Source organism: Pantoea sp. IMH (genome assembly GCF_000599885.1).
Classification (GTDB): Bacteria; Pseudomonadota; Gammaproteobacteria; order Enterobacterales; family Enterobacteriaceae; genus Erwinia.
In genome coordinates this window covers 597,824-624,360 of record NZ_JFGT01000006.1, presented here as the reverse complement: position 1 = coordinate 624,360, position 26,537 = coordinate 597,824, and the positions used below count along the sequence as shown (strand labels likewise).

The following is a 26,537-nucleotide window of genomic DNA, read 5'->3' as shown; positions in this document are numbered from 1 at the left end:
AAAAGAGACCTCCATTGAATGTTGTCAGACACCACCTGGGTGTAAAGGCACTGTATCAGGCTTACTACTTGCTGAACAATTCTGCCTTAAGGGACGATGCCGTTAACGTCATGCAGCCTGCTGTCACTTCCCCTCAGGCTCCCGGGCCAGAAAGCGTCCGGGATAGTCCGCTTCCGGGCGCTGAAGTTCATCGTAACGCCCAAACAACCGGTAGCGGCGGCTGGCGATAAGATCGTAACAGCGATTGCTGATAGCGTCGGGAAACCAGCGCAGCACGCTGAACAGCCGCCATGGACAGGGCAGCCGGTTCATCACCCGGAAAATCGCCTGTGCGCGATACCAGGTCTTATCCCCTTCCATCAGCACCAGCGTATTCACCTTTTCAGGCGTCATACCCACCTTTTTCAGCAGTTCAGCGCCGGGTTCCGTCTGTACCGCCGCCAGCTGCACGGTGTGATAACGGTCATGCCGGATCAGGAAGCGAACCCAGCCGTTGCAGAGTTTGCAGACGCCGTCATAGAGGAGGATACGTTTATTATCGGTAGAGACAGATGCCATAAAATCACCAGACTGTTGTAAGTAACGGCAGGACCTGCCGCCGTTATTGAACGACTTAGGGTAAGTCTAGCCTGGTGTGGCATAAGGAAAGCAGGACGGGCGGCGGATGAACAGTTTCCGCTGCCCGGATTGGATATGCAGAGAAGGTTTACGCCTTCCAGACCGTCTGAACGTTGGTGAACTCCCGGATACCAAAATGGGAAAGTTCACGGCCAAAGCCGCTCTGTTTCACGCCGCCGATCGGTACGCGGGGATCGGAAAAACTCGGGGAATTAATAAACACGCCGCCGGTCTCCAGACGCGCAGCCAGGGCCGCCGCTTTCTCCCGATCGCGACTCCAGAGGCTGCCGCCGAGACCAAAATCAGAGTCATTGGCCATGGCGATAGCCTCATCGGCGTCTTCTGCGCGAATCAATGAAGCTACCGGACCAAACAGCTCCTGACGGAAGCTGGTCATGCCAGGCCTGACGTTGCTCAGCACGGTAGGCGCGTAAAAGTTCGCCTCGCCCTGCATGGCAAAACCGCCGGTGAGACATTCGGCCCCTTCCGCAATGGTTGCCTGCACCTGCTCATCCAGTTCATCGCGCAGATCGTAGCGCGCCATCGGGCCAATATAAGTATTTTCATCATGCGGGTCGCCCAGCGTCATCTCTTTCACTGCGGCTACGAATTTGTCGCGGAATTCCTCATAAACCGGCGCCTCAACGATAATCCGCTTGGCGGCGATACAGATCTGTCCGCCGTTCATAAAGCGGCCCGCGATGGCGCCCTTCACTGCCGCATCCATATCCGCATCGGCCAGCACGATAAAGGCGTCAGCACCGCCCAGCTCCAGCACGCTCTTTTTGATTGCCGCCCCCGCCAGCGCGGCAATCGCCGCACCGGCCCGCACGCTGCCGGTCAGCGTGACAGCAGCAATCCGGCGATCCCGGATCATGCTGGCCACGGCGTCGTTATCCGCGTTCACTACGGCAAAAACCCCCTCCGGCACGCCCGCTTTTCTGAGTATTTCCGCCAGCAACAGCGAACAGCCCATCACATTGGGAGCTGGTTTCAGCAGGTAGCTGTTGCCCGCCAGGATAATGGGCACCGCACCGCGTAGCACCTGCCAGACAGGAAAATTCCACGGCATGACGGCCAGCACCGGGCCTAGTGGCAGATACTGAACCCAGGCATTATTGTCTTCAACCATGGCAGGTTCAGGTGCCAGAAACGCCGGGCCGTTCGCCGCATACCACTCACATAAATGCGCGCTTTTTTCCACCTCAGCCAGCCCCTGGGTGATGGGTTTGCCCATCTCATCGGCCATCATCTCTGCCAGCGGGCGCGCCCCATCGCGCAGTGCCCCGGCAATGGCGCGCAATAGCTGGCTGCGCTCACCGATCTCGCTGTTTCGCCAGTGCTGAAAAGCGGTGCTGGTGGCATTGAGGGCGATTTCAACCTCCGCTTCCGTGGCAAGCGGGGTCTGGCGGATTTCTTCGCCGGTAAAAGGATTTCGTGAAAGCGTGGCTGACATCTGGACTCCTGTTAGCAGGCGATGTGCCTGGCAAAGTCGGGTTGGGTGACAGAGATAATGATAGACTTGCCACCCTTTTCTGAAAAATGAATAATTAAGAAGATTATTATCCTGAAAAGAGAATGTATGGATCTGACCCAGCTGGAAGTCTTCCGTGCCATTGCGCAGGAAGGAAGCGTCACCGCCGCAGCCGGTAAGCTACACCGTGTACCCTCTAATGTTTCAACCCGGCTGCGGCAGCTTGAAGAGGAACTCGGCGTTGAGCTGTTCCGGCGGGAGAAGCTCCGGCTGCACATCACCGATGCGGGCAGGACCCTGCTGGATTACGCTGACCGCCTGCTCGCCCTCGCCAGTGAGGCGAAAGAGCGGGTTTCCGGCCAGCACCCGTCCGGGGTGTTCACGCTGGGCGCAATCGAAAGCACCGCCGCCGTGAGGCTCCCTCCTCTGATTGCCCGCTATCACCAGACCTGGCCTGCCGTGGATCTCGATCTGTCAACCGGCCCGTCGGGGGAGATGATCGAAGGGCTGCTGGGGGGAAGATACAGCGCCATCTTTATCGACGGGCCGCCCCGGCACCCTCAGCTGGAGGGCGTTGCGGTATTTGATGAAGAGCTGGTGCTTATCTCCTCGCTGAATCATCCACCCGTTACGCATGCCGCCCAGATCTCCGGCGCAAGGATCTACGCGTTCCGGGCCAACTGCGCCTACCGCCGCCGCTTTGAAAACTGGTTTGCCCGCGAAGATGCCGCGCCGGGGAAAATTTTTGAGATGGAGTCCTATCATGGCATCCTGGCCTGCGTCAGCGCCGGTGCCGGGCTGGCCCTGATCCCCCGGAGTATGCTGGAGACGATGCCCGGCAGAAAAAGCGTGCAGGCCTGGCCGCTGGCAGACGATCAGGGCAGGCTCGCTATCTGGCTGGTCTGGCGGAAAAATGGCGAAACGGCTAATCTGCGGGCGATGATCGGCCTGCTGAACAGGCAGTCACCGACTGAGGGCGCGACTGTTTTTGCAGCGCAGGAGGAGTGAATGCAGAAAGTGAGTACGCCCTGTTTCCTGTAACGGAAAATATCGCAAGCCACGAACGGCTAACCGCACAGAGGCTGTGCAGCGTGCATAAAAAAACTGCACCTTACTCAGCGGGATTAACGCCTTTGGGGTGCAGTTTACCGCCTGACGAGCGTCAGGCTGGCGGCAGACAATTACATCTGAACCAGATTTTTGATTTTCACATCCGGGTTGACGTCAGCATCGTAATCCACGCCGTCCAGACCGAAACCGAACAGGTGCATAAACTCACGCTTGTAACCAGCAAAATCGCTGATTTCATTGAGGTTTTCATTTGTAACCATTGGCCACAGCTTAACCACTTCATCCTGAACTTCCGGCGCCAGTTCTTTATAATCTGCACGCAGGCGGCCCGTCTCATCCATCACCGGTGACGCGCCGTAGAGGCTATCTTTAAACAGGCCGTAGACCTGCTCGATGCAGCCTTCATGCGTGCCTTTTTCCTTCATCACTTTAAACAGCAGCGACAGGTAAAGCGGCATTACCGGGATCGCGGAGCTCGCCTGAGTCACCACCGCTTTCAGCACGGAAACACGCGCATCGCCGCCCTGCTCAGCCAGCGTATCGCGGATGGTCAGCACGCGCTTGTCCAGATCCTTTTTCGCTTCGCCGATGGAGCCGTTCCAGTAGATATCGTGCGTGATCTGCTCACCAAGATAGGTGAAGGCGGTGGTTTTTGCGCCGTCTGCCAGCACGCCGGCCGCTTTCAGATCGTCAATCCACATCTGCCAGTCTTCACCACCCATGACCGCCACAGTACCGTCAATCTCTTCCTGAGAAGCAGGCTCAAGCGTGATGTCGGTGATGGTTTCTTTATCGGTGTTCAGACCACGGGTGGTCAGGGACTTGCCAACCGGCTTCAGCGTGGAGTTGAACACTTCACCTGTTTTCGGATGGGTACGGCGCGGTGCCGCCAGGCTGTAAACAACCAGGTCGACCTGACCCAGGTCTTCTTTGATCAGCTCGATGGTTTTCTGTTTCACTTCATCTGAGTAAGCATCGCCGTTGATGCTTTTCGCATAGAGGCCTTTCGCTTCCGCCAGCTCTTCAAAGGCCGCTGAGTTATACCAGCCTGCGGTGGCAGGTTTGGTTTCTTCACCCGGACGTTCGAAAAAGACGCCCAGCGTAGCGGCATCACAGCCAAAAGCGGCAGAGATGCGGGCCGCCAGTCCGTAACCGGTAGACGCGCCGATCACCAGCACTTTTTTCGGGCCATTGGCAATTTTGCCGTGGCTGGTAACAAACTCAATCTGTTTTTCAACGTTAGCTTTGCAACCCGCCGGATGGGCAGTAACACAGATAAAGCCACGAATGCGTGGTTTAATAATCATGTTGACCTCAATAGAAACTGTCTGAGTAAATACGGGCAGTAGGATACCTGCTTGTGACGATTCAGGCAAAGCCGACAGCCGCTTATCACTGCTGGCGACGCATCTGCCGCCCTTGTTTGCTTATTCTTCGCCCGAAACAGCGTCCCGGGCGGCGCTGTTCAGGTTATCAGGAACTTGCATGACACCAGTTGCGCAGTTCATTGATACCGCCATCCGGTGAGGTAAAGCCTGCACAACCCAGAATGCTGTCAAACAGCTTCTCATGAAAGACCGGCGTTTTCGCTTTCTGAAGCTGCTTCAGTTCGGCAAAGGCGGCCGCGTGATCCGGCTTTTGCAGAAACTTATCCGAGGCCCATACCATGAGCGGAATGGTGCGCTGGGCCATTGGGGCAATGTTGCGCGGCGTGCCGTGAAAATGCATATTTTCGGAGATGGATTCACCGTGATCGGAGGCATAAAAAACGATAGCGTTACGGTTTCTGAGCTGATCAAAGACCGACTTCAGCACATGGTCGGTATAAAGCAGGCTGTTGTCATAAGAGTTGACCATCTCCTGCGTCGAACACTTGTCGTCAATCCCCTGACATTCCGGCTTATAGCGAGCCCATTCACGCGGATAACGTTCTGTATAAAGATAGTGCGACCCTTTAGTGTGCAGGATCACCAGATGCTTGCCCTCAGGATGACGCTCTACGGAATCCTTAAGCTCACTGACCAGCGCCATATCGTCGATAGGCTTGCCCACATTGCGCTTCTCTGACTGAATGGTTTCACGCAGGGCGTAATAATCCGCCTGGGTTTTATTATAGAACCACGCTTCGCTCTGCATGGAGAAAAGCGCTGAAGAGAAGCCCTGCTTTTTCAGCACGGAAAAAACATTCATCTCTTTCAGCGTACGTTCCGGTGCTTCCGACGCGCCGCCTTCCCGTACGAACATACAGCGCAGCGAGAGTTTGGTGGAGGTATCGCACGAGTAGCCCTGCAATGCGGCAAGGTTTTTCTCTTTATCCAGATTCGGCGTATTGTCGCGATCGTAGCCGTAGATCCCCATATGGTCGCGGCGGGCACTCTCGCCAATGACAAACACGATATAAAGATCGTTAACGTCTTTCGGCGGCGTATAGGTGAAGTGCGCCGCAGGATCGAACAGATTGCGATTGTCCTCGGCTTTGCTCCAGCTGCTGTAGGCCAGCAGCCCCATGCCCGACAGCCAGTTAGAGGGCGAATAGCTTCCCGCCACCACGCCGCCATAGCTTGCCATCATGCGGTTATTGACGCGATCCTGCTCATCCTGATGATCGCCCATCACTTTCAGGGGAACCCAGCAGCAGAGGCCCGCCGCCAGCATCACGCCGCTACGGCGTAAAAAGGCCCCGCCGTTACGGCGACGCAGCGCGGCTTCCGGCATCGGCGCAAGCCAGATCAGCAGCACCGGCAGCAGGCTCACTAATACCAGCCAGGAGGAAAAGTGCCAGCCAACGGATTCACGGGAGAGATCCAGACTGTCCGTCGCCATCGCCGCCGCCACGATGCCGTAGCCGATGGTGATGTTGAAGAAAATCATGTAATAGCTGGCGGCGACAGAAAACACCACCAGCAGCGTGGTCAGTATGCGAAACAGCAGGCGCCCCGCCAGTGAGGCGAGCAGCGTGGTAAACAGCACCAGCGCGAAGGCGGCAAGCACTTCAATGCCGGTAGAAAGCGCGGCGTCAGCGTGAAGCTGATGAAAGCGGCGAAGAAATATTGGCAGGTTAAGCAGAACACCGATGTAAAAGGCAATAAAGCAGCAGACCCGGCTCTGGGTCAGAAAGTGCAGTTTTTTCATTTAAATTTTCGTTATCGCGAATGGATGGCGGGCTGGAAACAGCTTTTCTTTCTGCGTCAGGCCCTCTGGTAAAGATGCAGATGCTCTGACAGGCTAAAGCCGCAGGAGTTTACACCTGTAACAGAAAAGATGACGTTAGACTGTAACAAAAAATGTGAAGTCAGGCAGCGCCTGGGTAAAACGGATTTCCCGGCACTTTCAGAGGGTTATGTTTCAGACAGCAAAAGATATTTCTGCCACTCTTCTGGCGGTACCATACCGCCACCGGTGGCCCATATGAGATGCGTGCCGTTGCTGAGCATCTCTTCGCTGATCCCCTGGGCCGCGAGCGCTGCTGTCTGCTGACGCAAACGCCACGGACCAGGCAGACCTGCCAGTGCGGAGGGTTCAAGCAGCAGCCCCTCTTGCTGCGCCATTATTCCCAGTAGCGCATACATCTCCCGATCGCTCACAGTAAAGAAGCCGCACAACAGCCGCATCATTGCCCTGCCGACGAAGCCCGACGGGCGGCCAACAGCCAGGCCATCCGCCGCAGTCTGGTTATCGATCCCCAGATCCTGCACGGCAATAGCCTCGTGCAGGCCCGTATGCACGCCAAGCAGCATTGAAGGCGAATGCGTGGGTTCAGCAAAAAAAAGATGCACGCTGTCACCGAATGCCAGTTTCAGGCCAAAGCCCACTCCCCCAGGGCCACCACCCACACCACAGGGCAGATAGACAAAAAGCGGATGCGTCCTGTCAACGCGGATCTGCTGCTGGATCAGCTGCTGCCTCAGGCGTTCGCCCGCCACCGCATAACCCAGGAAAAGTGTACGGGAATTTTCATCATCGATAAAAAAGCAGCGGGGATCGCTGGCCGCTTCACGGCGGCCCTGCTCCACCGCCACACCGTAATCCTGCGCATATTCAATCACCTTTACGCCATGCTCGCGCAGTTTCTGCTTCTTCCAACTGCGGGCATCTGCCGACATATGGACGCTGACCGAAAAGCCCAGCCTGGCGCTGACGATGCCAATGGACAGCCCCAGATTGCCGGTAGAGCCAACAGCGATGCGGTAACCCGAGAAAAAGGTCCGGAACCTTTCGGAAATAAGTTGGCTGTAATCATCGCTCTCTTTCAGCAGCCCAGCGTCTACCGCCAGCTTTTCTGCGTGGGTCAGCACTTCATAAATTCCGCCCCGCGCCTTGATGGAGCCGGAAATCGGAAGGTGACTGTCTTTTTTCAACAGCAACCGCCCTCCCGCCGCAGCGCCATAGCGGGCATCCAGCGCCGCGCCTGCCTGCGCCAGTGCCACCAGCGCCGACTCAATGATGCCGTTCGCCGGCGCAGTCTCGGGGAAGGCTTTCATCAGCCAGGGCGCGAAGCGCTGCAGCCGCCTGGCGGCATCTTCTACCTGGGCCGCTGACAGACCTACATGCTTCAGCCCTTCTTCAGCAGAGGTCGCACTAGTATTAATCCAGGTGACCGGCTCCAGGTCACAGAGCGTGTTGACCAGCGGGAATTGCGTTTTTAAACGTTGCCGTGCTGCCTCATCCATCCATCGCCTCCATAACGGTCCGCCGTTGCTGGCAAAATTTGATCGCATTCAAAGTTCTGAAAAATAACGCCAAAAACGCCATTATGCACTTTTTATGCATAATTATGACCCATTAATCGCTTCTGGTGATGAACGCAGACCGGGAAGTAATTAATTATTCGTTAACCCCTTAATAAAAACACACCCGCAACATTTTTCACATAAATTTAAAAAGTTCAGCGAGAGGAATTAGTGATAAATTTAGCCGCGCATAAGTGATATGCACTAACACTTCCCCGGTTTCGCAGCACATATAACTAATTTAAAGGTTTGTTATGGACAAGCTCTCTTACGTATCTGAAGGCAGCACAACGGCCTGGTCAACCTATCTGCAGCAGATCGACCGCGTGGCCCCTTACCTGGGTGATTTGACGCGCTGGATCGACACGCTTCGCCATCCCAAGCGCGCGCTGATTGTTGATATTCCGTTGCAGATGGATGACGGCTCCATTCGCCATTTCGAAGGCTTCCGCGTACAGCACAATCTGTCGCGTGGTCCGGGGAAAGGCGGTGTCCGTTATCACCCTGACGTTGACCTTAACGAAGTGATGGCGCTTTCGGCATGGATGACCATCAAATGTGCGGCGGTAAACCTGCCCTACGGCGGTGCCAAAGGCGGCATTCGCGTCGACCCCTTTAAGCTCTCCGAAGGCGAGCTTGAGCGGCTGACGCGTCGCTATACCAGCGAGATTGGACTGATCATCGGCCCACAGAAAGATATCCCAGCGCCGGACGTCGGCACCAACGCCCGCGTGATGGCCTGGATGATGGATACCTATTCGATGAATCACGGCACAACCGTGACCGGCGTGGTCACCGGCAAACCGATTCATCTTGGCGGTTCGCTGGGACGCGAAAAAGCGACCGGGCGCGGCGTCTTTATTACTGGCCGTGAAGTAGCCCGTCGTTCCGGCATAGAAATCGAAGGCGCGAAAATTGCCGTGCAGGGTTACGGTAACGTTGGCAGCGAAGCCGCGCGCCTCTTTGTCGCCGCTGGCGCGCGTGTCGTGGTGATCCAGGACCACTCCGCCACCCTGTTCAATCCGCAAGGTATCGATCTGAGCGCGCTCTCTGAGTGGCAGACCAGCCATAAAAATATCGCGGGCTTCCCTGGCGCAGAAGAGGTTGAGAGTGAAGCCTTCTGGACGGTGGAGATGGATATTCTGATTCCGGCGGCGCTGGAAGGCCAGATCACCCGTGAACGTGCCGAAAAACTCAGCTGCAAGCTGGTGCTGGAAGGCGCGAACGGTCCAACCTATCCCGATGCAGATGATGTGCTTACCTCACGCGGCGTGACCGTGGTGCCGGACGTCGTCTGCAACGCCGGCGGCGTGACGGTCAGCTATTTCGAATGGGTACAGGATATGGCCAGCTTCTTCTGGAGCGAGAGTGAAATCAACGATCGCATGGATAAGCTGATGACCGAAGCGATGGTCCACGTCTGGGAGAAGGCGAAGGAAAAATCGTGCAGCCTGCGCACTGCGGCCTATATTGTGGCCTGCGAACGCATTTTGATGGCCCGTAAGGATCGCGGTATTTATCCTGGCTGATGCCGGATGGCCGCCCGCAACGGGCGGCCCGATTACCGACCCGCCCTTTTTCTTTCCGATCCTGAGTTATACCGGTTTGATCTCGCCGGCTTCGGCCTGCTGCAACGCCGCTTTAAAGATTTCGTTTTCATCCGTTAAGCGGATGGCGGCTTCGATCATCTCATTCTGCATCAGGGAAAGACCGCCATCGCTGGTGCACCAGTGGATATAGAGCACGCAGAGTGCCGCCACCTGGAGCCGATCGTTTTCACGGCTGCTTTCTTCGAAGCCATATTCTGCCGCCGCCCAGCGGTAGATATCCGCGACAAAAGGCATCGCCCCCTCGTCATCCAGCGCGGGCAGCGTGGCAAAAAGCGCCGCCATTTCCGGCGTGGCCACGTAGTGCTGACGCCCGACGGCATCCAGCTGGCGTCCACGGGCGCGGGCGTTATTCGCCTGTCTGGCTTTCATTTTTGCCCGTTTGCTGCGTTTATCCTGTTTACCACTCACCGTCTCGCTCCCCTCTGAAAAAGAGCGCCATGATAGCAGAGCGGATGGTGAAAAACAGACTCAGAACGAGCCGGCACTCAGGTTTTACCGATCAACAGCGAGACCAGGCCTGCGGCGATCAGCGGCCCGACCGGCACGCCGCGAAATAAGGAAACGCCCACCAGCGTCCCAATCAGCAAGCCGGCTACAATGGTTGGCTGCCCACTCATCAGGGTCACGCCACGGCCTCCGACCCAGGAGACGAAAACGCCCACGGCAATCGCCAGCAGCGATTTCCAGCTCATAAACGTATGCATCAGCGTGCTGGTGGGGATCGCGCCGCTGGCAATGGGTGCCATCACGCCGATGGTAAGAATAATGATGCCGACCGTCACGCCCTGTCTTTCAATCCAGGGGAAGAAGGCGTTCAGCGGCGTCACTTTCACCACAATTAACACCAGCAGCGCCAGCGCAACGGTGATGTTATGGCTGAACCAGCTCAGCCCCGCCAGCACGATTAAGATAAACAGCGTGAGATCAAACATAGAGTGTCCTGAAGGAGATAAGAGCTAAGTGACTGTCGTTACAGCATAAAACGCTTTCCACCTTCGCTCCACCTTTTTAACTCTTTCCGTCAGGCCAGCGCTTCGATCGCGCCCTGCAGCGCAACGCCTGGCGCGGTGAGTACCGCCAGCGTGGTGTTGATATATTTTTCAGCGCCGGACATTGAGGCCTGGGCCAGCACAATGCAGCCCAGCGCGCATTCAGGACGCTGCTGAAGATAATGGGCGATTTCCCGCAGGTAGCCCTCGTGGTCACCAGCATTAAACAACGCCCAGGCGCGGGGAATAAGCTCAACCGCCAGCCGGTCGCCGGGAATAAAGGCGTTAAAGAGATGGGTGGTGGCTTCTAGCGTGGCGTGCGCAGTGCAGAGAACCAGGATAGAGCCGTGATAGCGGGAGGCCGCTTTCGCCAGCATCGCGTCCACCCGGTAAACCGGTCTGCTGAAGCTGTCCGCTTCCCAGGCCACCACGCCTAAGGTGGTGCAGGTGACGATCACCGCGTCGGCATACTCGCAGAGTTCGTCTATCGCCTGGCGCGTCGCGGCGGCAATGGCTGGCGTAACTTCGTTAGCGTCTATCGCGCTGGTCAGCAGTCCCTCTTCCACACGGTGCAGAAGTTCAATATCGTCATAGTCCAGCGCATGCAACGCCGCTTCAAACACGGCGATATTACTTCGCGCAGCATGCAGACAGGCAATAACGGTCATGGGATATCTCCTTGTGGGTTTTCTCCACTGTGACAAATATCCTCGTCGCTGCCAACTGCTCGCAGGTATAACCTGAAAGTTTCATGACTTTGTCACTATTATCGTGCAGTGCCCCGCAAGAATGCCTCAGCGTGGTGAAACCTTTGTTCCAGTACCCCCCGTCTTTGCTTATTTTTCCCTTCACTGCCCGCCAGGCGGCCGGCGCGTGACCTGGTACATAACTTGCTTTACTCCTGACAGGCCTGAAAGGAGAAATGGATGAAAGCAATTGTGATTGGCGCCGGCATCGGCGGAATGTGTACGGCGATCGCCCTGAAGCGATTTGGAATTGAGACGGCGGTTTTCGAGGCGGTGAGGACGATCCGCCCTGCCGGCGCGGCGATCTCTGTCTGGCCCAACGGCGTAAAGTGCCTGAATTTTCTGGGACTGAAAGCCCCGCTGCGCGCGCTGGGCGGCACAATGCGTACGATGGCGTACAAAGCGCATCTGACCGGCGCGACCTTAACCGAGTTCAGTCTCGATCCGCTGGTGGCAAATACCGGTGAGCGGCCCTACCCGGTTGCACGTGCCGAACTTCAGGCGATGCTGCTGGATCATTACGGTCGTGAACAGGTCAGCTTCGGCAAGCGCGTGGTGCAGGTTGAGCAGGATGACAGCGGCGTGACCGCCTGGTTTGACGACGGCAGCAGCGACCGGGGCGATCTTCTGGTCGCCTGCGATGGCACCCATTCGGTCGTGCGCCCCTATGTGCTGGGAAAAAAGAGCGAGCGCCGTTATGCTGGCTACGTTAACTGGAACGGCCTGGTTGAGATGGACACCGCTATCGCGCCACCCGCGCAGTGGACGACCTTTGTCGGCGAGGGCAAACGCGTTTCGCTGATGCCGGTGGCAGGTAACCGCTTCTATTTCTTTTTCGACGTTCCGCTACCGGCGGGCCTGGCGGAAGATCGCACCACGCTGCGCGCCGATCTGAAGCGCTATTTCAGCGGCTGGGCTGCACCAGTGCAGCGGCTGATTGACCAGATTACTCCGGAAACCACCAACCGCATTGAAATTCACGATATCGATCCTTTCAGCCAGCTGGTAAAAGGTCGCGTGGCGCTGCTGGGGGATGCCGCGCACAGCACCACGCCGGATATCGGTCAGGGCGGCTGTGCTGCTATGGAAGATGCCGTGGTGCTGGCCAACGTGCTGCAAACCAACTCGTTAGGGATTGAGGACGCGCTGCTTCGCTATCAGGAAAAACGTGCGGGCCGCGTCAGGGATCTGGTGCTTAAAGCGCGAAAACGCTGCGACGTCACGCACGGCAAAGAGATGACCATAACCCGGCAGTGGTATCAGGAACTGGAGAGCGAAACCGGCGAACGTATTATTCGCGGCATGTGTGACACCATTCAGGGTGGCCCGCTCGCCTGAAACAGGGGGCCGTTCTGGCCCCCTGTTGTCTCTTACTCTTCGCTCTCCGCCAGTCCACGGTTAACCAGCATCGGTTCAATCACCGGTTCTCTTCCCCGCCATTTACGGTAAAGCGCAGCCAGATCCTCGCTGTTACCTCTGGAGAGGATCGCCTGACGGAAGCACTCCCCGTTCCCCCGACTGAGACCGCCGCGCTCGGTAAACCAGGCGAAGCCGTCATCGGCCAGCATTTGCGTCCAGATGTAGGCGTAATAGCCTGCCGCATAACCGCCACCCCAGATATGCTGAAAGTAGCTGGAACGGTAACGCGGTGGCACGGCGTCAAGATCGATCTTTTCCAGTCCCAGCGCCGTCTGCTCGAACTGCGCCACCTCCTGGTGCGGTGCCTCTGCCGCAACGGCATGCCAGTGCTGATCGAGCAGCGCAGCGGCCAGCAATTCAGTCATCTCATAGCCTTTATTAAAGCGGCTGGATCGGGTCAGTTTTTCCCGCAGCGCTGCGGGCATCGCTTCGCCAGTCTGAGAGTGAGTTGCGTAATGCGCAAAGACCCGATCGTGGCTGGCCCAGTGTTCGTTGCACTGGGAAGGAAATTCAACAAAATCACGCGGCGTTTCGGTACCGGAAAGGCCCGGATAGCGCTGAGTGGCAAACAAGCCATGCAGCGTATGGCCAAACTCATGAAACAGCGTGATCACCTCGTCCCAGCTAATCAGCGCGGGCTGACCCGCAGCCGGTTTGGCAAAATTACAGACGTTATAAATAACCGGCTGCGTTTCCAGCAGCGTGCTTTGCTCCACAAAATTGCCCATCCATGCGCCACCGCTTTTATTGTCACGCTTGAACAGATCGATATAAAACAGCGCCATCGCCGCGCCATCATGGTCACAGATTTCATAGACGCGCATGTCCGGATGGTAAACCGGGATAGTGGTACATTCCCGGAAACTGAGGCCAAACAGTTCGCTGGCGGCATGGAAAACGCCCTTCTCCAGTACGTTCCAGGCATTGAAGTAGGGTTTGATTTCATCTTCATCAAGATCATAGCGCTCGCGTCGCACTTGGTTTGCATACCGCAGCCAGTCCCAGGGCGCCAGGGGAAAACCGTCCTGCTCAGTATCGATAATGGCCTGTATTGCCTCCGCCTCGCGCCTGGCTCTGGCGGTCGCCGCAGGTACAATTTGACGCATAAACGCCAGCGCGGCCTGCGGCGTTTTGGCCATCTGATCCTGAAGCTTCCAGGCCGCATAGCTTTCATAGCCCAGCAGCGCGGCCTGAGCCGCCCGCAGTTGCGCAAGACGGGAAACCAGCTGCCGGGTGTCACTGGCATCGCCCTTTTCGGCACGATCGCGGGCGGCGGTAAATAGCGCCTTTCGGGTGACACGGTTGCTGAGATTTTGCAGCGCGGGCTGCTGAGTCGTGTTCTGCAATACCAGTAGCCAGCCCTCAACACCCCGTTCGCGGGCGGCCTGGGCTGCGGCAGCAAGTTCAGGCTCGCTCAGGCCAGCAAGCAGCGTTTTGTCGGCCACCAGCAGACCTGCTGCTTTTGCCGCCGCGAGAAGATGATTGCTGAAGCGGGTCGTCAGCGTGGCAGCTTCCTGATTAAGCGCCCTGAGTGCTGTTTTCTGCTGTTCGCTGAGGCTGGCGCCAGCCAGCTGAAAGGTCTGCCAGGTGACGTCCACCAGCCGCAGCGACTCCGGGCGCAGGTCGAGAAGGTGCCGCTGCTGATAGACCGCATCCAGTCGTGAAAAGAGCCGTGGGTTAAGTTTGATATCGTCATCCAGCGCGGCCAGCGCGGGCGACATCTCTTCATCAAGCGCCTGGAGAAAATCGCTGGTGTTGGCAGCGGTCATGGCACTGAAGACATTGACCACCCGTCGTAACATCTGTCCGGCCTCCTCCAGCGCCTCGTAAGTATTGGCAAAGGTGGGTTCAGCAGGATTCTCTGCGATGCGGCGGATATCCTCCCGTTTCTGCCGTATCCCTTCTTCCAGCGCAGGCCGGTAATGTTCATCCAGGATCTGGTCAAAAGGAGGAGCCTGATACGGCAGCGTGGAGGGCTGGCTAAAAGGGTTATTTTGCATGGCGCCGGTTTCCTTATCCCGAAACCTTCAGCATAGGCCGTGATGCGCTTCAGGCCAACTGCTTCTGCACGCTGTAGGTGGCGATGATCTCGCCCGCTCCAACCGGGCGAAAAGGTTGCGATTACCGCACAGGCGTTTGATGACAATTTCCAGTTGTTCTGAAGAGGCTGCTATGGTGAACAGCGGCATATACAGCCAGACTGAATCATTGTACAATTTGTTGTACATTAAGTTGGAGGCATTATTATGAGAGCAATAAGTTATAGCGAAGCAAGACAGAATCTTTCTGCCACCATGATCCAGACCATCGAAGACAGAGCGCCCGTGCTGATAACCCGACAGAACGGCGAAGCATGTGTGCTGATGTCTCTGGAAGAATATAACTCACTCGAAGAAACGGCCTACCTGCTGAGATCACCGAAAAACGCACGCAGACTTATGGACTCCGTGGAAAGTCTGAAAAGTGGTAAGGGTGTGGAAAGGGATATCATAGAGTGAAACTTATATGGTCCGCTGAAGCCTGGGAGGACTATATTTACTGGCAGGACACAGACAAAAAAACGGTAAAGAAGATCAACGAACTTATTAAGGATGCCAGCAGAACCCCCTTTGAAGGCAAGGGGAAGCCCGAACCGCTGAAGCATAACCTTGCGGGGTTCTGGTCACGCAGAATCACTTCAGAGCATCGCCTTGTCTATGCCGTCAGTGATGATGCGTTGCTTATAGCCTCCTGTCGCTATCACTACTGATGCTTTCTGAAAGGCGCTTATAAGCGCCTTTTTCACGTCCGGGGCAATTCCGGTACCATGTCTGTTCAGATCAGGACTGAGGATTTCATGGCGTTGTTGTTTCAGACTCGCTAAGAAATTCCCTATTGGTACTGAAAGGTGAAGCGGCTCAGGCCAACGGCTTCGGCACGCAGTAAGTGGCGATGATCTCTCCTGCTATCGCCACCGCGATTTCAGCAGGCAGTTTGCCCCTCACGTCCGGCAGTCCGACAGGACAGCGCATGCCCGCAAGCTGTGCCGGACTGAATCCTTTGCCCGTCAGCCGGTAGTCGAAACGCTGCCGCTTGGTCATTGACCCAATCACGCCGAAATAACGGTGGTCGCCCCGCCTGAGAATCGCTTCGCACAGCGCCAGATCGCGCGGATGATGATGGGTCATCACCACAAAATAGCTCTCCGGCGGCATCCGCTCCACCTGTTCGGTGGGATCCTCCAGCAGGCAGGCCGTGATGCCTGGCGGCACGGCAGTCAGGCGCTCAGGACGTTCATCCACCCAGTATACGTGACAGGGTAACGTAGAGAGAATAGCGACCAGCGCCGCGCCGACGTGTCCGGCACCGAATACGGCAATCTGCGGCTGAGGCTGAATCAGCGGTTCAAACAGTACGCTGGTCATGCCACCGCAGCACTGCCCAAGCGAGGCGCCGAGATTAAAACGCTGGATTTCAGGCCGCGCCTGCGGATTGCTCAGCATTTCTCTTGCGCTGGCGATGCACTGATATTCGAGGTTACCGCCGCCAATGGTGAGATAATTGTGTGACAGGGTCACCACCATTTTGCTTCCCCGATCGCGCGGCACCGAGCCCTTCTCCTCCAGCACTGTCAGTAATACGCAGGCTTCCCGTTTATCTTTTAGCGCGGCGAGCAAAGTGATCCATTCATCAGGGTACATAGCCACACTCCCGCTTCAGCTTTTCCGCGCCCAGCAGCACCCTTTCCGGCGTGGCGGGCGTATCCAGCCCCGGATGACACTCATAGTCGCAGATGCTCGCGATGGCATCCTGCAACGCACACCAGGCGGCAATGCCCAGCATAAAAGGCGGTTCGCCCACCGCTTTGGAGTGAAATACCGTTTCCTTCGGGTTTTTACGGTTCTCCACCAGCCTGACGCGCAGATCGGCCGGAACGTCACCAATAGCCGGGATTTTGTAGCTTGCAGGGCCATCCGTCATCAGTTTTCCCTGCGCGTTCCAGACCAGCTCTTCGCAGGTCAGCCAGCCTACGCCCTGAATAAAGCCCCCTTCGACCTGGCCGGTATCGATAGCTGGATTCAGCGAGGCCCCGACATCGTGCAGGATATCCGCCCGCAGCAACCGGTATTCGCCGGTCAGCATGTCGGCAATCACCTCCACACAGGCCGCGCCAAAGGCGTAATAGTAAAAAGGCGTGCCGCGACCGGCCTCGCGATCGTAATGGATGCCCGGCACTTTGTAGTAGCCCGTGGCTGACAGCGGCACCTGATTCAGCCAGGCCATCTGCGCAACATCGGCAAAGGTGAAGGCCTGTTCTTTCACCCTGACGATACCGTTACTGAAAACGATCTCCTCCGCCGTACACTGATAACGTGTGCAGAGCATTTCCGTCAGCCGGTCACGCAGAATTTGCGCCGCGTTCTGCGCCGCTTTACCGTTCAGATCGGTGCCGCTTGAGGCGGCGGTCGGCGAAGTATTGGGGACTTTTCCCGTATCGGTCGCGGTGATCGCTATCTGATCCACATCGATTTGCAGCACTTCCGCCACTATCTGCGCCACTTTAGTGTTAAGCCCCTGACCCATTTCCGTGCCGCCGTGATTCAGCTGCACCGTGCCGTCGGTATAAATCAGGATCAGCGCGCCAGCCTGATTCAGAAAGCTTGAAGTAAAGGAGATGCCGAACTTTACCGGCGTCAGCGCGAGGCCCCGCTTCAGCCAGGGACTGTGGCGGTTAAAGGTGGCGATTTCTGCCCGGCGCTGCGCGTAAGAGGCGCTGGTTTCCAGCTCCGCCGTCATCTCTTCCAGCAGGTTATCCTCAACCTGCTGATGATAATGCGTGATGTTGCGGCAGGACTTGCCGTAATAGTTGCGCTTACGCACTTCAAGCGGATCGAGCCTCAGCGTGCGGGCGATATGATCCATAATCTGCTCTATCGCCACCATGCCCTGCGGCCCGCCAAATCCGCGATAGGCGGTATTGGACGCGATATTGGTCCGGCAGCGATAGCCCGTGATAAGGGCATCACCGAGGTAATAGGCGTTATCGGCATGAAACATCGCGCGGTCGACGATTGAACCGGAGAGATCGAGCGAATAACCACAGTTCGCCGCCAGATCGATTTTCACGCCGCTGAAGCGTCCATCTTCATCCACTCCCACATCATAACGGACAAAGAACGGATGCCGTTTGCCGGTGATACGCATGTCATCCCGGCGGGAAAGCCGCATTTTCACCGGCCTGTTGGTCAGACGGGCCGCCACCGCGCAGAGACAGGCGACGCCAGCGGCCTGCGTCTCCTTACCGCCAAAACCACCGCCCATACGCCGCATATCGATGGTGACTTTGTTCATGCTGATACCCAGCACAGACGCCACCAGCTTTTGTACTTCGGTCGGATGCTGCGTGGAAGAGTAAACCTGTAGCGACTGCGCCTCGCCAGGAATAACCATGGCGATCTGGGTTTCCAGATAAAAATGTTCCTGGCCGCCAATATGGAACTCGCCCTGGATCCGGTGTACCGCGCTTTTCAGCGCTGCGTCAGCATCGCCCCGCCGGTGCTGATGAGGAGCCTGAACAAAGTGCTGCTTCTCCAGCGCGTCCCTGACGTCAAGCACCGGTGGCAGCGGCTGGTAGTCAATGATGGCAGCCTCCGCCCCCAGCCGCGCGGCCTCAGGCGTTTCAGCGGCCACCACCAGCACGATCTGGCCGGCATACTCCACGCGATCCTTCGCCAGTAACGGGTCGCCGGGTTCAAGCGGACCGATGTCCAGCTCACCCGGCACATCCTGCCAGCTGATGGCGCGAATGACGCCAGGAATGGCGTAACAGGGCGTCACATCAAGACGGGTGATTAGCGCATGAGCATGTTCGCTGAGGCGTGGCGCAAGATGCAGCATACCGGGCAGTGCTGGCCGGTCATCAATATAGTTCGCCTCGCCGGTAACATGGCCGACAGCGCTTTCGTGCTTATTGCTTCTGCCCACGCCGCTCTGTATGCCTGTGCGTGACTGTTCAGCGAGGATCTCTTCGGCTTCAACGGGACGATTATGGGACATAGTCTGATACCTCCAGCAGGTTAAGCTCACCGGTGAGCGAAGCGTGACAGCGCCGCAGGAGATTTTTCGCCACCAGCAGCCGGTAACCGGCGCTGGCGCGGAAGTCGCTTAGCGGTACAAATTCCTGCTCAAGCGCAGCGCAGGCAAGCGTCAGCGTTTCCGGCGTAAGCGCTTTGCCCGTTATAAGCTGTTCACAGCGCACCGCCCGTTTGGGAATTTCCGCCATACCGCCATAAGCCAGCCTCGCCCGGCGTACGATTCCCGCTTCGTCGGTTTTAATCAAAAAGGCCCCAAGTACGGCGGAGATATCATCCTCCGAGCGTTTTGAAACCTTCCAGGCGCGAAGGTTTTGTGACGCCGTCACGTCTGGAATAACCACAGCGCGGATAAATTCCCCCTGCGCTAACGCTGTTTTACGGTAAGAGAGAAAAAACTCGCTTAGCGGCAGGCGGCGGATCCTTTCTCCACGCTGTAGCAGCAGCAAAGCGTCCAGCGCCAGCAGCACCGGCGGCGTATCGCCTACCGGGGATGCATTGGCGATATTACCGCCCAGCGTGCCCTGATTACGGATCTGCAGTGAGGCAAAGCGTTCAAGCAACCGGGCAAAGGTGGGTATGCGAGTGGCGAGCATTTCATGGCAGCGGCTCAGCGAGGCGCCTGCGCCCAGCACCAGTTCATTTCCCTGCTGATAGCAGCGCTTCAGTTCTTCAATCTGGCCAAGCGCAATCATCAGCGGCAGCGTTTTCCCCTGCTGGGTGACCTGGAGCGCCAGATCGGTGCCGCCTGCCAGAAGCCGGGCTCCGGGATTTAACAGGTAAAGTTCCGCCAGTTGCTCAGGCGTTTCCGGCATCAGGCAGCGGAGGTCACTGGTGCCGATCGCCCTGTCGGGATAGTTTTTCAGTGCGTCCAGCCGGCGTACCGTGGCGGCCTGCTGGCGGCTGAAGCTGTCGTCTTCCTGCTGTTCACAGGCCTGCCGGGCGGCGTCCAGGATGGGCCGGTAGCCGGTACAGCGGCAGAGATTCCCCGCCAGCGCCTGTTCAGCCTGTCCGTGCTGCCAGCCAGAGGCGTTTTTTTGCAGTGTGAACAGCGACATCACAAAGCCCGGCGTACAGAATCCGCACTGCGAGGCGTGACAGTCGACCATTGCCTGCTGAACGGCATGCAAACGGCCATTTTCCTGCAGGTCTTCCACCGTAATCAGCTGCTTTCCCTGTAACGTGCTGATAAAGGTCATACAGCTGTTCACCGTTTCATAGATCATTTTGCCCGCGTCTGCCCGTCCAAGCGTCACGGTACAGGCCCCGCAATCTCCCGACGCGCAGCCCTCTTTTGTGCCGCTGCGGTGATGATAGCGCCGCAGATAGTTGAGGATGGTGAGATTGGGATCAATGTGCGCTTCGCTCACCAGCGTCTGGTTCAGTAAAAACTGGATCATCAGGTATTCTCCTCAGGGACTGGCTGCCAGACGCATTGCCCGTTAACCCAGGTATGCGCGATATTGCGATCGTCACCAAGCGTCATCAGCACGAAGAGTTTTTCCCAGATATCGCGACTGTTTGCCTGGCGCATTTGCTGAAGCGCCGAGACGGCCGGATCGAGCACCACAAAATCGGCCTCCTTACCCGGCAGAAAGTTGCCAATACGATCGTCCAGATCCAGCGCCCGCGCGCCGCCAAGCGTGGCGTGATAGAACGCCTCACAGGCCGCCAGCCGGTATTGCTGAAGCTGGCCCACTTTGTAGGCTTCACCCAATGTTTGCAGCATGTTAAACGTGGTTCCCGCGCCCACGTCCGTACCGATCCCCATCCTGATGCCCTTTTCGCCGCAGGTTCTGAGATTGAAAAGCCCGCTGCCGAGAAACAGATTTGAGGTGGGACAGAAAGCAATTGAGGAATCCGTTTGCTGCAAACAGGCCCATTCGCCCTCTTCAAGGTGGATGCAGTGAGCAAACACGCTGCGTTTACCGGTGAGCCGGTAACGGTGATAGACATCCAGATAACTCTGGTGGTCGGGGAACAGTGATTTTACCCACGCCACCTCCTGCGGATTTTCGCTGAGGTGTGTATGCAGCCAGGTGTCCGGAAACTCCGCCCTCAGCTGCTCGACCTTCGCCAGCAGCCCCGGAGATGACGTTGGCGCGAAGCGGGGCGTCAGCGCATAGCTGAGGCGTCCGCGATTGTGCCAGCGCGTAATCAGCGCCCTTGTCTGGCTGTAACTCTCCTCTGGCGTTTCGAGCAGGCAATCAGGCGCATTGCGATCCATCATGACCTTACCGGCAATCAGACGCATGCCCAGCCGGTCTGCGGCGCTGAACAGTGCATCAACTGACTGCGGATGGACGGTGCCAAAAACCAGTGCGGTAGTGGTGCCGTTGCTGAGCAGCTGGTGGAGAAAAAAAGCCGACATTTCAGCCGCATGGGCTTCGCAGTGATACTGGCTTTCGACCGGAAAGGTATACTGCTGAAGCCACTCGAGTAACTGCTCGCCAAATGCGCCAATCATTTCCGTTTGCGGATAGTGAATATGACAGTCCACAAAACCCGGCACGATCAGCTTGCCGCGATAGTCAGTCACTTCAACCTTGTCGGTAAGCAGATGTCGCCCCGCTTCCCATGTCTGCAGTGAGACGACTTTTCCGCCATTTAGCAGCAACAGACCCTCTTCAACATAACGTGCATAATCCGCTGGTTTCTGTGGATGTGTTGCCGTCCCGGTAAAATCAAAAAAGCTGCCGCGGATTGCCCGGCTGACGAGTTCTGACATAACGATTCCTTGTGCAAAAGCCCCGGCTTTCGGATAAGTGGTTGCAGGTAATGCCCTGAGTGAGCAGTTGCAATAGTTATGCCAGTGTAAATTTATTTATTTTTTACATAAAATTCAGAGAGTTAAAATCAAAAAGATCTCAAAGGCGTCGGAAAGTCATTCACTGAGCAACGCAACCGGTTGCGCTGCCAGGCAAACGATTACCTGGCAACCATTCTCTCCCGCAGGCCTGCCTAATGCGCTTTTAAGCGAGACGCTGCGCACTATAATAAAGCGTAGCGCGCTTATTCTGCCCTCATTCTGTGCGAAATTTCCCCCGATTCGCCTGTGGCTGTTTTTCCTGGCGTTGCATGGCGTTGACCACTTATCACTCCGCGTTTGAAGTGCTATGGTGGAATAAACCCAAATGTGTTGAGGAACAATAAGATGATTGTATTTGTTACTGGTGCCACCGCCGGTTTTGGCGAAAGTATCACCCGTCGTTTTATCGCTGAGGGCCATCAGGTTATCGCTACTGGCCGCCGTCAGGAACGTCTGCAGGCGCTGAAAGAGGAGCTGGGGGACCGTCTCTATACGCTCCAGCTTGATGTACGTAACCGTGCCGCGATTGAAGAAGCGGTGGCGAGCCTGCCCGCTGAATGGCGCAACGTAGATATCCTGGTCAACAATGCGGGCCTGGCACTCGGCGTTGAGCCTGCCCACAAGGCAAGCATTGAGGACTGGGAGTCGATGATTGACACCAATAACAAGGGCCTGGTTTATATGACCCGCGCCCTGCTGCCCGCCATGGTGGAACGTAACGTCGGCCATATCATCAATATGGGTTCCATCGCCGGCAACTGGCCCTACGCGGGCGGCAACGTCTATGGCGCGACTAAAGCCTTTGTCCGTCAGTTCAGCCTGAATCTGCGTACCGACCTGCACGGTACCGCGCTGCGCGTGACCGATATTGAGCCGGGACTGGTGGGCGGCACCGAATTTTCAAATGTGCGCTTTAAGGGTGACGACGCTAAAGCAGAAAGCGTGTATGAGGGTGCGGAACCTTTGACGGCGGAAGATGTGACCGAAGCGGTTTACTGGGTGGCGACCCTGCCTAAACATGTGAACATCAATACGCTGGAGATGATGCCTGTCGGACAGACAATGGCTGGCCTTAAGGTGCATAAAGGCTGATCGGGCAAACGTCTGCCCGCCACAAGTGACTTTTCGTAAGCGGCAGAGATGCCGCTTTCACTGTCACGCACCGCTACGCCCGTCCCCAGCCCGCCACAATAACCATCATCCCGACCAGCGCCAGCGCGGCGCCCAGCCAGTCGTAGTGGCTCAGCTTCACGCCATCGACAAAACGTAACCAGATAAGCGCAGTAACCACATAGACGCCGCCATAGGCCGCATATACCCGTCCGCTGGCCGCCGGATGAAGCGTTAACAGCCAGACAAAAACCGCGAGGCTGAACGCCGCAGGAATCAGCAACAGCATGGAGCCGCCTTTTTTCAGCCAGAGCCAGGGCAAAAAGCAGCCGACGATCTCAGCCAGGGCGGTCAGGAAAAACAGTAGTGTGGTCTTCAACAGCATGAATTAGTCTCTGAATGCTAAACGGGTGGGCGGTCACTGGTGAGCCCTTTTACAGTGATGATATACTGTTTAGAGCGTTTATCGCAGCCGCTCCGGTTAGCGATTTCTCTGCCATAAAGGAACTCAAGATGAAAATGACCATGAAAAACTGGCAGGCACCGCTGGCCAGGATGGCTCTGCCGCTGGTGCTTTTTAGCGCCCTGTTCAGCATTCAGCACGCGGCACAGGCGAAAACTGACCGGCTGATCATCCAGGACGGCAATAACGCCCTGACCACTGAAGAAGCCCGGCAGCAAAAAGAGCAGTGGGACGAAACGCGCCGTTTGCGTAATAAAGTGAACACCCGCGTTGAAAAAGAGTTCGATAAAACCGATCGTGCTTTTGATACCCGCGACGGCTGTGAGAAAAGCCTGAACGTGAACCTTTACTGGGAACCCAATACGCTGCGCTGCCTTGACCGCCGTACTGGTCGCCCTGCGGTGCCCTGATCCGCTCAGGACTGCTATAGTTATGACTAGTTCATTGCACAGGATAAGATGATGAAAGGTATAAAGTGGATTTTCCCCGTCCTGCTGGTTGTTGCTCCGCTGGCTGCGCAGGCATCATGCGAATCAGTGAAGGCAGATATCAGTCAGAAAATTATCAATAACGGCGTGCCTGAGTCTGGCTTTACGCTGGAGGTTGTGCCCAACGATCAGGCTGAACAGGCTGGCGGTCAGGTAGTCGGTCACTGTGAGAATGACTCTCATAAAATCGTCTACAAGCGTGGCAGCATGGAGAGTGATGCGTCCGTTCCAGCTGCGGCGGGTTCTTCAGAGGATACCCCGACATCCTGATCAAAAAGGGCCGCAGATGCGGCCCTTTTTTCATTACCCTTGTCAGATCCAGCTGATTACGCCTCGCTGCGGGCGGGCTTCTGCGCCGGGATCATTCTGGCTATCAGCAAACTACAGATGGCGATTGCTACCGACACCGCAAAGACCCAGTGCAGCGACGCCGCAATTTCCGTCACCATCTCTCCCAGACTTCCCTGCGTCAGCGCCTCACGCTGCGTATGAGACATAAGTTGCTGAACCGGATCGCTATGCTCCGGCAGACGGATCATCAGATTGTAATTCAGCACCGCGCCCATTACCGCCGTTCCCAGCGCGGAACCTAACATCCGGCTGAACATAATTGAGGCCGTACAGATACCGCGAATATGAAATTCTGCGCTGTTCTGGACCGCGATAAGAAAGGTGGTACTGGTCATGCCCATTCCCGTCCCGATCACAAAGGCAGAAACTCCCGCATGTAAGATCCCACTGTTGCTGTTTAGCGTCAGCAGCAACGCCGTGCCGGTAATCAGCAGTAGCGATCCAAGCTGTGCGGTGAAACGGTAGGATGTTCTGAGCATGAGCCTGCCGCTAAGGGTACTGGCCAGTGGCCAGCCTATTGACATCATCGCCAGCGCGCTTCCCGCCTGCAGTGGCGTACCGCCATTCACCCCCTGGATCCACGTGGGCAGAAAGGCACTGATGCCCATCATCGCAGCGCCAATCACCAGATTGCCTGCATTGCCAGCCACAATGGTACGGCTCTGCCAGATCGCCAGCGGAAACAGCGGCTCGGCTGAACGTTTCTCATGCCGCAACAGCGCGATGCCCGACAGCACGGCGATCGCCAGCAGCACGATAACCCAGTAACCCAGCGACTCTGCCTGTAGCAGCGCCGCCAGCAGCGCGGTGATGGTCAGCATTAACAGGCCGCTTCCCGTCAGATTGAGCTTCTGGCCCTGTTCATTACGCGACTCGGGGAACCAGCGGGCCAGCATCAGCATCGAAATAATGCCGATCGGTACGTTAACCCAGAAAATCAGCGCCCAGTTGAAATGCTGCACGATCCAGGCGCCGCTGAGCGGCCCGACGATGGCGGAAATCCCCCAGACGCTGGAAAGCCAGCCCTGAATGCCCGCCCGCTCCTCAGGCTCATACACATCCGCAATAATGGTTGCGGTGAGCGGCATAATCGCGCCCGCCCCAAGCCCCTGAAAGGCGCGGAACAGGATCAGCCAGGCCATACTGGTGGCGAAGCCACAAAGTACCGAACCGATCAGAAAGAGCGCGGTGCCGATAAAGAAAACGCGTTTACGTCCCCACAAATCGGCCAGCCTGCCATAAATAGGTACGCTGACCGCTTGGGTCAGCAGATAGATCGAAAACACCCAGCCAAACTGCGAAAACCCGCCTAATTCAGCGACGATTGTCGGCATTGCCGTGGCGACTATCGTCACTTCTATTGCGGCCATAAACATCGCCAGCATGGCGGCAATCAGTATCCAGTGGCGATGTGCCACCTGATTTTTACCTGGTTCTGTCATTGAATTCCTTCCTCTGTTCCTTTCATCCTGGCCTGATTTTCAGGAGGAAGTTTCCGAATTGTGCTCTGCTCTATGTGACATTGTCACATATTAGGCGGTAAATAATTCGATCCCGCGCGAGGCCTGTAACAGCAACGGCTCAGACGGGATATGAATAAAAACTATCCTGCTGATTTTCCGCCAGAAACTGGCACCTGACGGTGGAGGCTGCTATAGATTTTAAGGCACTTTCTTCCTCCCTGTGCATCTGGATAGCGAAAAAGTGTCGGTTTTTTTGGTCAGTATGAAACCGGAGCGGAAAAAAAGGCGTCTGTAATCAGGCTGTTCCGCTTCGTTATAACCTATAACAACGGCGTTTATGTGACCCGCAGTTGCAGAAACGCCCTGATAATCCGATCTTCAGGGAGAGTCAAATTCATGCAAAACGCAACGCTCCTCAGGCGTGCCGCGCTTGCCATCCTGTTTATCGCAGCGGTGCTGGGCCTGTTGGTTTATGGTCTGGGTCTGGAAACCATTAAGGCCCGACGTGTTGACCTTATCTATCTGGGTAAGCAGCACATGCTGCTGGTGTTCTGGTCAATGCTGTTTGCGCTACTGGTTGGCATTCCGAGCGGTATTGTTCTCAGCCGTCCTGCCGCCCGCCGCTGGGCGGAATATGTGATGCAGGTTTTTAATGTGGGCAACACCCTGCCGCCGCTAGCCGTGCTTGCGCTGGCCATGGTGATCATCGGCATTGGCGACCGCCCTGCCATTATCGCGCTGTTTCTCGCCTCATTACTTCCTATCGTACGGAATACCTATGCCGGCTTAAGCTCTGTTCCCGCTTCGCTGATCGAAGCGGCCAATGGCATCGGCATGACCAAACGCCAGCGGCTGTGGCAGGTTGAGCTTCCCAACGCCTGGCCGGTGATGCTCTCCGGTATCCGCATCGCGACGGCAATTAATGTCGGCACGGCGCCGCTGGCCTTCCTGATTGGCGCCAGCAGCTACGGGGAGCTGATTTTTCCCGGCATCTACCTTAACGATTTTCCGACGCTTATCCTCGGCGCGGCCGCCACGGCCCTTTTTGCGCTCGTTCTGGATCTGCTGCTGGCGGGATTAGGCCGCCTTTTAAGTCCGCATGCGGCCGCCTGAAGAGAAGGAGTT

At 56.8% G+C, this 26,537-nt stretch carries 24 protein-coding genes; 9 read left to right on the top strand and 15 right to left on the bottom strand.

The window, feature by feature from the left end:
• Positions 1-123: 123 nt before the first annotated feature.
• Both EA20_RS0117380 and EA20_RS0117375 read right to left on the bottom strand, forming a co-directional pair.
• Positions 124-558 carry a thiol-disulfide oxidoreductase DCC family protein gene (locus EA20_RS0117380; RefSeq protein WP_024968041.1) on the bottom strand — a complete coding sequence of 145 codons (435 nt, stop codon included), beginning with the start codon at positions 556-558 and terminating at the stop codon, positions 124-126.
• 148 nt (positions 559-706) lie between these two features.
• Complete coding sequence (locus tag EA20_RS0117375; protein WP_038381714.1) at positions 707-2,074, bottom strand: NAD-dependent succinate-semialdehyde dehydrogenase; 1,368 nt, start codon at positions 2,072-2,074, stop codon at positions 707-709.
• Positions 2,075-2,200: 126 nt separating this feature from the next.
• On the opposite strand from EA20_RS0117375, the gene EA20_RS0117370 reads away from it, so the two are divergent.
• The gene (locus EA20_RS0117370) at positions 2,201-3,100 is read left to right on the top strand and encodes a LysR family transcriptional regulator (RefSeq protein WP_024968039.1); all 900 of its coding nucleotides are present in this window, start codon (positions 2,201-2,203) and stop codon (positions 3,098-3,100) included.
• Positions 3,101-3,273: 173 nt separating this feature from the next.
• Here EA20_RS0117370 and fabV read toward each other — a convergent pair whose 3' ends face one another.
• The 3 genes from fabV to EA20_RS0117350 all read right to left on the bottom strand — a co-directional run bounded on the left by fabV (position 3,274) and on the right by EA20_RS0117350 (position 7,833).
• Positions 3,274-4,470, bottom strand: a complete 1,197-nt coding sequence (fabV, locus tag EA20_RS0117365; protein WP_024968038.1) for an enoyl-ACP reductase FabV — start codon at positions 4,468-4,470, stop codon at positions 3,274-3,276.
• Between the two features lie 166 nt (positions 4,471-4,636).
• On the bottom strand, positions 4,637-6,295 hold the full coding sequence (gene eptB, locus EA20_RS0117360; protein ID WP_024968037.1) for a kdo(2)-lipid A phosphoethanolamine 7''-transferase: 1,659 nt from the start codon (positions 6,293-6,295) through the stop codon (positions 4,637-4,639).
• Between the two features lie 206 nt (positions 6,296-6,501).
• Entirely contained in the window at positions 6,502-7,833 is a 1,332-nt protein-coding gene (locus EA20_RS0117350; RefSeq protein WP_024968036.1) for a D-serine ammonia-lyase, read from the bottom strand.
• Positions 7,834-8,147: 314 nt separating this feature from the next.
• Between EA20_RS0117350 and EA20_RS0117345 the strand changes: the two genes are divergently transcribed.
• The gene (locus tag EA20_RS0117345; protein ID WP_024968035.1) at positions 8,148-9,422 is read left to right on the top strand and encodes a Glu/Leu/Phe/Val dehydrogenase; all 1,275 of its coding nucleotides are present in this window, start codon (positions 8,148-8,150) and stop codon (positions 9,420-9,422) included.
• A gap of 66 nt (positions 9,423-9,488) precedes the next feature.
• Here EA20_RS0117345 and EA20_RS0117340 read toward each other — a convergent pair whose 3' ends face one another.
• From EA20_RS0117340 to EA20_RS0117330, 3 genes are all read right to left on the bottom strand, one after another.
• Entirely contained in the window at positions 9,489-9,911 is a 423-nt protein-coding gene (locus EA20_RS0117340; RefSeq protein WP_024968034.1) for a hypothetical protein, read from the bottom strand.
• A gap of 77 nt (positions 9,912-9,988) precedes the next feature.
• Positions 9,989-10,435 (bottom strand): DUF441 domain-containing protein, encoded by a 447-nt coding sequence (locus EA20_RS0117335; RefSeq protein WP_024968033.1) that lies wholly within the window; start codon positions 10,433-10,435, stop codon positions 9,989-9,991.
• An 89-nt stretch (positions 10,436-10,524) separates the two neighbouring features.
• Positions 10,525-11,160 carry a hypothetical protein gene (locus EA20_RS0117330; protein WP_024968032.1) on the bottom strand — a complete coding sequence of 212 codons (636 nt, stop codon included), beginning with the start codon at positions 11,158-11,160 and terminating at the stop codon, positions 10,525-10,527.
• Positions 11,161-11,418: 258 nt separating this feature from the next.
• Between EA20_RS0117330 and hpxO the strand changes: the two genes are divergently transcribed.
• Positions 11,419-12,576: an FAD-dependent urate hydroxylase HpxO gene (gene hpxO / locus EA20_RS0117325; RefSeq protein ID WP_024968031.1), complete on the top strand. Its 1,158-nt coding sequence runs from the start codon at positions 11,419-11,421 to the stop codon at positions 12,574-12,576.
• Positions 12,577-12,608: 32 nt separating this feature from the next.
• On the opposite strand, the gene dcp is transcribed toward hpxO, so the two are convergent.
• Entirely contained in the window at positions 12,609-14,657 is a 2,049-nt protein-coding gene (gene dcp / locus EA20_RS0117320; protein ID WP_024968030.1) for a peptidyl-dipeptidase Dcp, read from the bottom strand.
• A gap of 246 nt (positions 14,658-14,903) precedes the next feature.
• On the opposite strand from dcp, the gene yefM reads away from it, so the two are divergent.
• Positions 14,904-15,155, top strand: a complete 252-nt coding sequence (gene yefM, locus EA20_RS0117315; RefSeq protein ID WP_024968029.1) for a YoeB-YefM toxin-antitoxin system antitoxin YefM — start codon at positions 14,904-14,906, stop codon at positions 15,153-15,155.
• The gene (locus tag EA20_RS0117310) at positions 15,152-15,406 is read left to right on the top strand and encodes a Txe/YoeB family addiction module toxin (RefSeq protein WP_024968028.1); all 255 of its coding nucleotides are present in this window, start codon (positions 15,152-15,154) and stop codon (positions 15,404-15,406) included. Before yefM ends, EA20_RS0117310 begins: the two co-directional genes overlap by 4 nt.
• A 148-nt stretch (positions 15,407-15,554) precedes the next feature.
• Here EA20_RS0117310 and xdhC read toward each other — a convergent pair whose 3' ends face one another.
• The 4 genes from xdhC to guaD are packed head-to-tail and all read right to left on the bottom strand — an operon-like array spanning position 15,555 to position 21,456.
• Entirely contained in the window at positions 15,555-16,337 is a 783-nt protein-coding gene (gene xdhC, locus EA20_RS0117305; RefSeq protein ID WP_024968027.1) for a xanthine dehydrogenase accessory protein XdhC, read from the bottom strand.
• The gene (xdhB, locus tag EA20_RS0117300) at positions 16,327-18,693 is read right to left on the bottom strand and encodes a xanthine dehydrogenase molybdopterin binding subunit (RefSeq protein ID WP_024968026.1); all 2,367 of its coding nucleotides are present in this window, start codon (positions 18,691-18,693) and stop codon (positions 16,327-16,329) included. The genes xdhC and xdhB overlap by 11 nt, the downstream gene beginning before the upstream one ends.
• Entirely contained in the window at positions 18,683-20,128 is a 1,446-nt protein-coding gene (gene xdhA / locus EA20_RS0117295) for a xanthine dehydrogenase small subunit (RefSeq protein ID WP_024968025.1), read from the bottom strand. Before xdhA ends, xdhB begins: the two co-directional genes overlap by 11 nt.
• Positions 20,128-21,456, bottom strand: coding sequence for a guanine deaminase (gene guaD / locus EA20_RS0117290; RefSeq protein WP_024968024.1), 1,329 nt, complete (start codon positions 21,454-21,456; stop codon positions 20,128-20,130). Before guaD ends, xdhA begins: the two co-directional genes overlap by 1 nt.
• A 426-nt stretch (positions 21,457-21,882) precedes the next feature.
• Between guaD and ydfG the strand changes: the two genes are divergently transcribed.
• Positions 21,883-22,629 carry a bifunctional NADP-dependent 3-hydroxy acid dehydrogenase/3-hydroxypropionate dehydrogenase YdfG gene (gene ydfG / locus EA20_RS0117285; protein ID WP_024968023.1) on the top strand — a complete coding sequence of 249 codons (747 nt, stop codon included), beginning with the start codon at positions 21,883-21,885 and terminating at the stop codon, positions 22,627-22,629.
• A gap of 73 nt (positions 22,630-22,702) precedes the next feature.
• Here the strand turns inward: ydfG and EA20_RS0117280 are convergent, their stop codons facing one another.
• The gene (locus EA20_RS0117280; RefSeq protein WP_161635084.1) at positions 22,703-23,032 is read right to left on the bottom strand and encodes a YnfA family protein; all 330 of its coding nucleotides are present in this window, start codon (positions 23,030-23,032) and stop codon (positions 22,703-22,705) included.
• Between the two features lie 140 nt (positions 23,033-23,172).
• Here EA20_RS0117280 and EA20_RS0117275 point away from each other — a divergent pair, with 140 nt between their 5' ends.
• Both EA20_RS0117275 and EA20_RS0117270 read left to right on the top strand, forming a co-directional pair.
• Entirely contained in the window at positions 23,173-23,520 is a 348-nt protein-coding gene (locus EA20_RS0117275) for a DUF1283 family protein (RefSeq protein WP_024968021.1), read from the top strand.
• 48 nt (positions 23,521-23,568) lie between these two features.
• Positions 23,569-23,868 (top strand): DUF1161 domain-containing protein, encoded by a 300-nt coding sequence (locus EA20_RS0117270; RefSeq protein WP_024968020.1) that lies wholly within the window; start codon positions 23,569-23,571, stop codon positions 23,866-23,868.
• Positions 23,869-23,924: 56 nt separating this feature from the next.
• Here the strand turns inward: EA20_RS0117270 and EA20_RS0117265 are convergent, their stop codons facing one another.
• Positions 23,925-25,391, bottom strand: a complete 1,467-nt coding sequence (locus EA20_RS0117265; protein ID WP_024968019.1) for an MDR family MFS transporter — start codon at positions 25,389-25,391, stop codon at positions 23,925-23,927.
• 417 nt (positions 25,392-25,808) lie between these two features.
• Here EA20_RS0117265 and osmY point away from each other — a divergent pair, with 417 nt between their 5' ends.
• Positions 25,809-26,525, top strand: a complete 717-nt coding sequence (gene osmY / locus EA20_RS0117260) for an osmoprotectant ABC transporter permease OsmY (RefSeq protein WP_024968018.1) — start codon at positions 25,809-25,811, stop codon at positions 26,523-26,525.
• The last annotated feature ends 12 nt before the right edge of the window (positions 26,526-26,537 follow it).

What these genes read in the sequence shown, in the direction of transcription:
- EA20_RS0117380 (WP_024968041.1), bottom strand. Translation starts at nt 558, where the DNA reads ATGGCATCTGTCTCTACCGATAATAAACGTATCCTCCTCTATGACGGC.
- EA20_RS0117375 (WP_038381714.1), bottom strand. Translation starts at nt 2,074, where the DNA reads ATGTCAGCCACGCTTTCACGAAATCCTTTTACCGGCGAAGAAATCCGC.
- EA20_RS0117370 (WP_024968039.1), top strand. Translation starts at nt 2,201, where the DNA reads ATGGATCTGACCCAGCTGGAAGTCTTCCGTGCCATTGCGCAGGAAGGA.
- fabV (WP_024968038.1), bottom strand. Translation starts at nt 4,470, where the DNA reads ATGATTATTAAACCACGCATTCGTGGCTTTATCTGTGTTACTGCCCAT.
- eptB (WP_024968037.1), bottom strand. Translation starts at nt 6,295, where the DNA reads ATGAAAAAACTGCACTTTCTGACCCAGAGCCGGGTCTGCTGCTTTATT.
- EA20_RS0117350 (WP_024968036.1), bottom strand. Translation starts at nt 7,833, where the DNA reads ATGGATGAGGCAGCACGGCAACGTTTAAAAACGCAATTCCCGCTGGTC.
- EA20_RS0117345 (WP_024968035.1), top strand. Translation starts at nt 8,148, where the DNA reads ATGGACAAGCTCTCTTACGTATCTGAAGGCAGCACAACGGCCTGGTCA.
- EA20_RS0117335 (WP_024968033.1), bottom strand. Translation starts at nt 10,435, where the DNA reads ATGTTTGATCTCACGCTGTTTATCTTAATCGTGCTGGCGGGGCTGAGC.
- EA20_RS0117330 (WP_024968032.1), bottom strand. Translation starts at nt 11,160, where the DNA reads ATGACCGTTATTGCCTGTCTGCATGCTGCGCGAAGTAATATCGCCGTG.
- hpxO (WP_024968031.1), top strand. Translation starts at nt 11,419, where the DNA reads ATGAAAGCAATTGTGATTGGCGCCGGCATCGGCGGAATGTGTACGGCG.
- dcp (WP_024968030.1), bottom strand. Translation starts at nt 14,657, where the DNA reads ATGCAAAATAACCCTTTTAGCCAGCCCTCCACGCTGCCGTATCAGGCT.
- yefM (WP_024968029.1), top strand. Translation starts at nt 14,904, where the DNA reads ATGAGAGCAATAAGTTATAGCGAAGCAAGACAGAATCTTTCTGCCACC.
- xdhC (WP_024968027.1), bottom strand. Translation starts at nt 16,337, where the DNA reads ATGTACCCTGATGAATGGATCACTTTGCTCGCCGCGCTAAAAGATAAA.
- xdhB (WP_024968026.1), bottom strand. Translation starts at nt 18,693, where the DNA reads ATGTCCCATAATCGTCCCGTTGAAGCCGAAGAGATCCTCGCTGAACAG.
- xdhA (WP_024968025.1), bottom strand. Translation starts at nt 20,128, where the DNA reads ATGATCCAGTTTTTACTGAACCAGACGCTGGTGAGCGAAGCGCACATT.
- guaD (WP_024968024.1), bottom strand. Translation starts at nt 21,456, where the DNA reads ATGTCAGAACTCGTCAGCCGGGCAATCCGCGGCAGCTTTTTTGATTTT.
- ydfG (WP_024968023.1), top strand. Translation starts at nt 21,883, where the DNA reads ATGATTGTATTTGTTACTGGTGCCACCGCCGGTTTTGGCGAAAGTATC.
- EA20_RS0117280 (WP_161635084.1), bottom strand. Translation starts at nt 23,032, where the DNA reads ATGCTGTTGAAGACCACACTACTGTTTTTCCTGACCGCCCTGGCTGAG.
- EA20_RS0117275 (WP_024968021.1), top strand. Translation starts at nt 23,173, where the DNA reads ATGAAAAACTGGCAGGCACCGCTGGCCAGGATGGCTCTGCCGCTGGTG.
- EA20_RS0117270 (WP_024968020.1), top strand. Translation starts at nt 23,569, where the DNA reads ATGATGAAAGGTATAAAGTGGATTTTCCCCGTCCTGCTGGTTGTTGCT.
- EA20_RS0117265 (WP_024968019.1), bottom strand. Translation starts at nt 25,391, where the DNA reads ATGACAGAACCAGGTAAAAATCAGGTGGCACATCGCCACTGGATACTG.
- osmY (WP_024968018.1), top strand. Translation starts at nt 25,809, where the DNA reads ATGCAAAACGCAACGCTCCTCAGGCGTGCCGCGCTTGCCATCCTGTTT.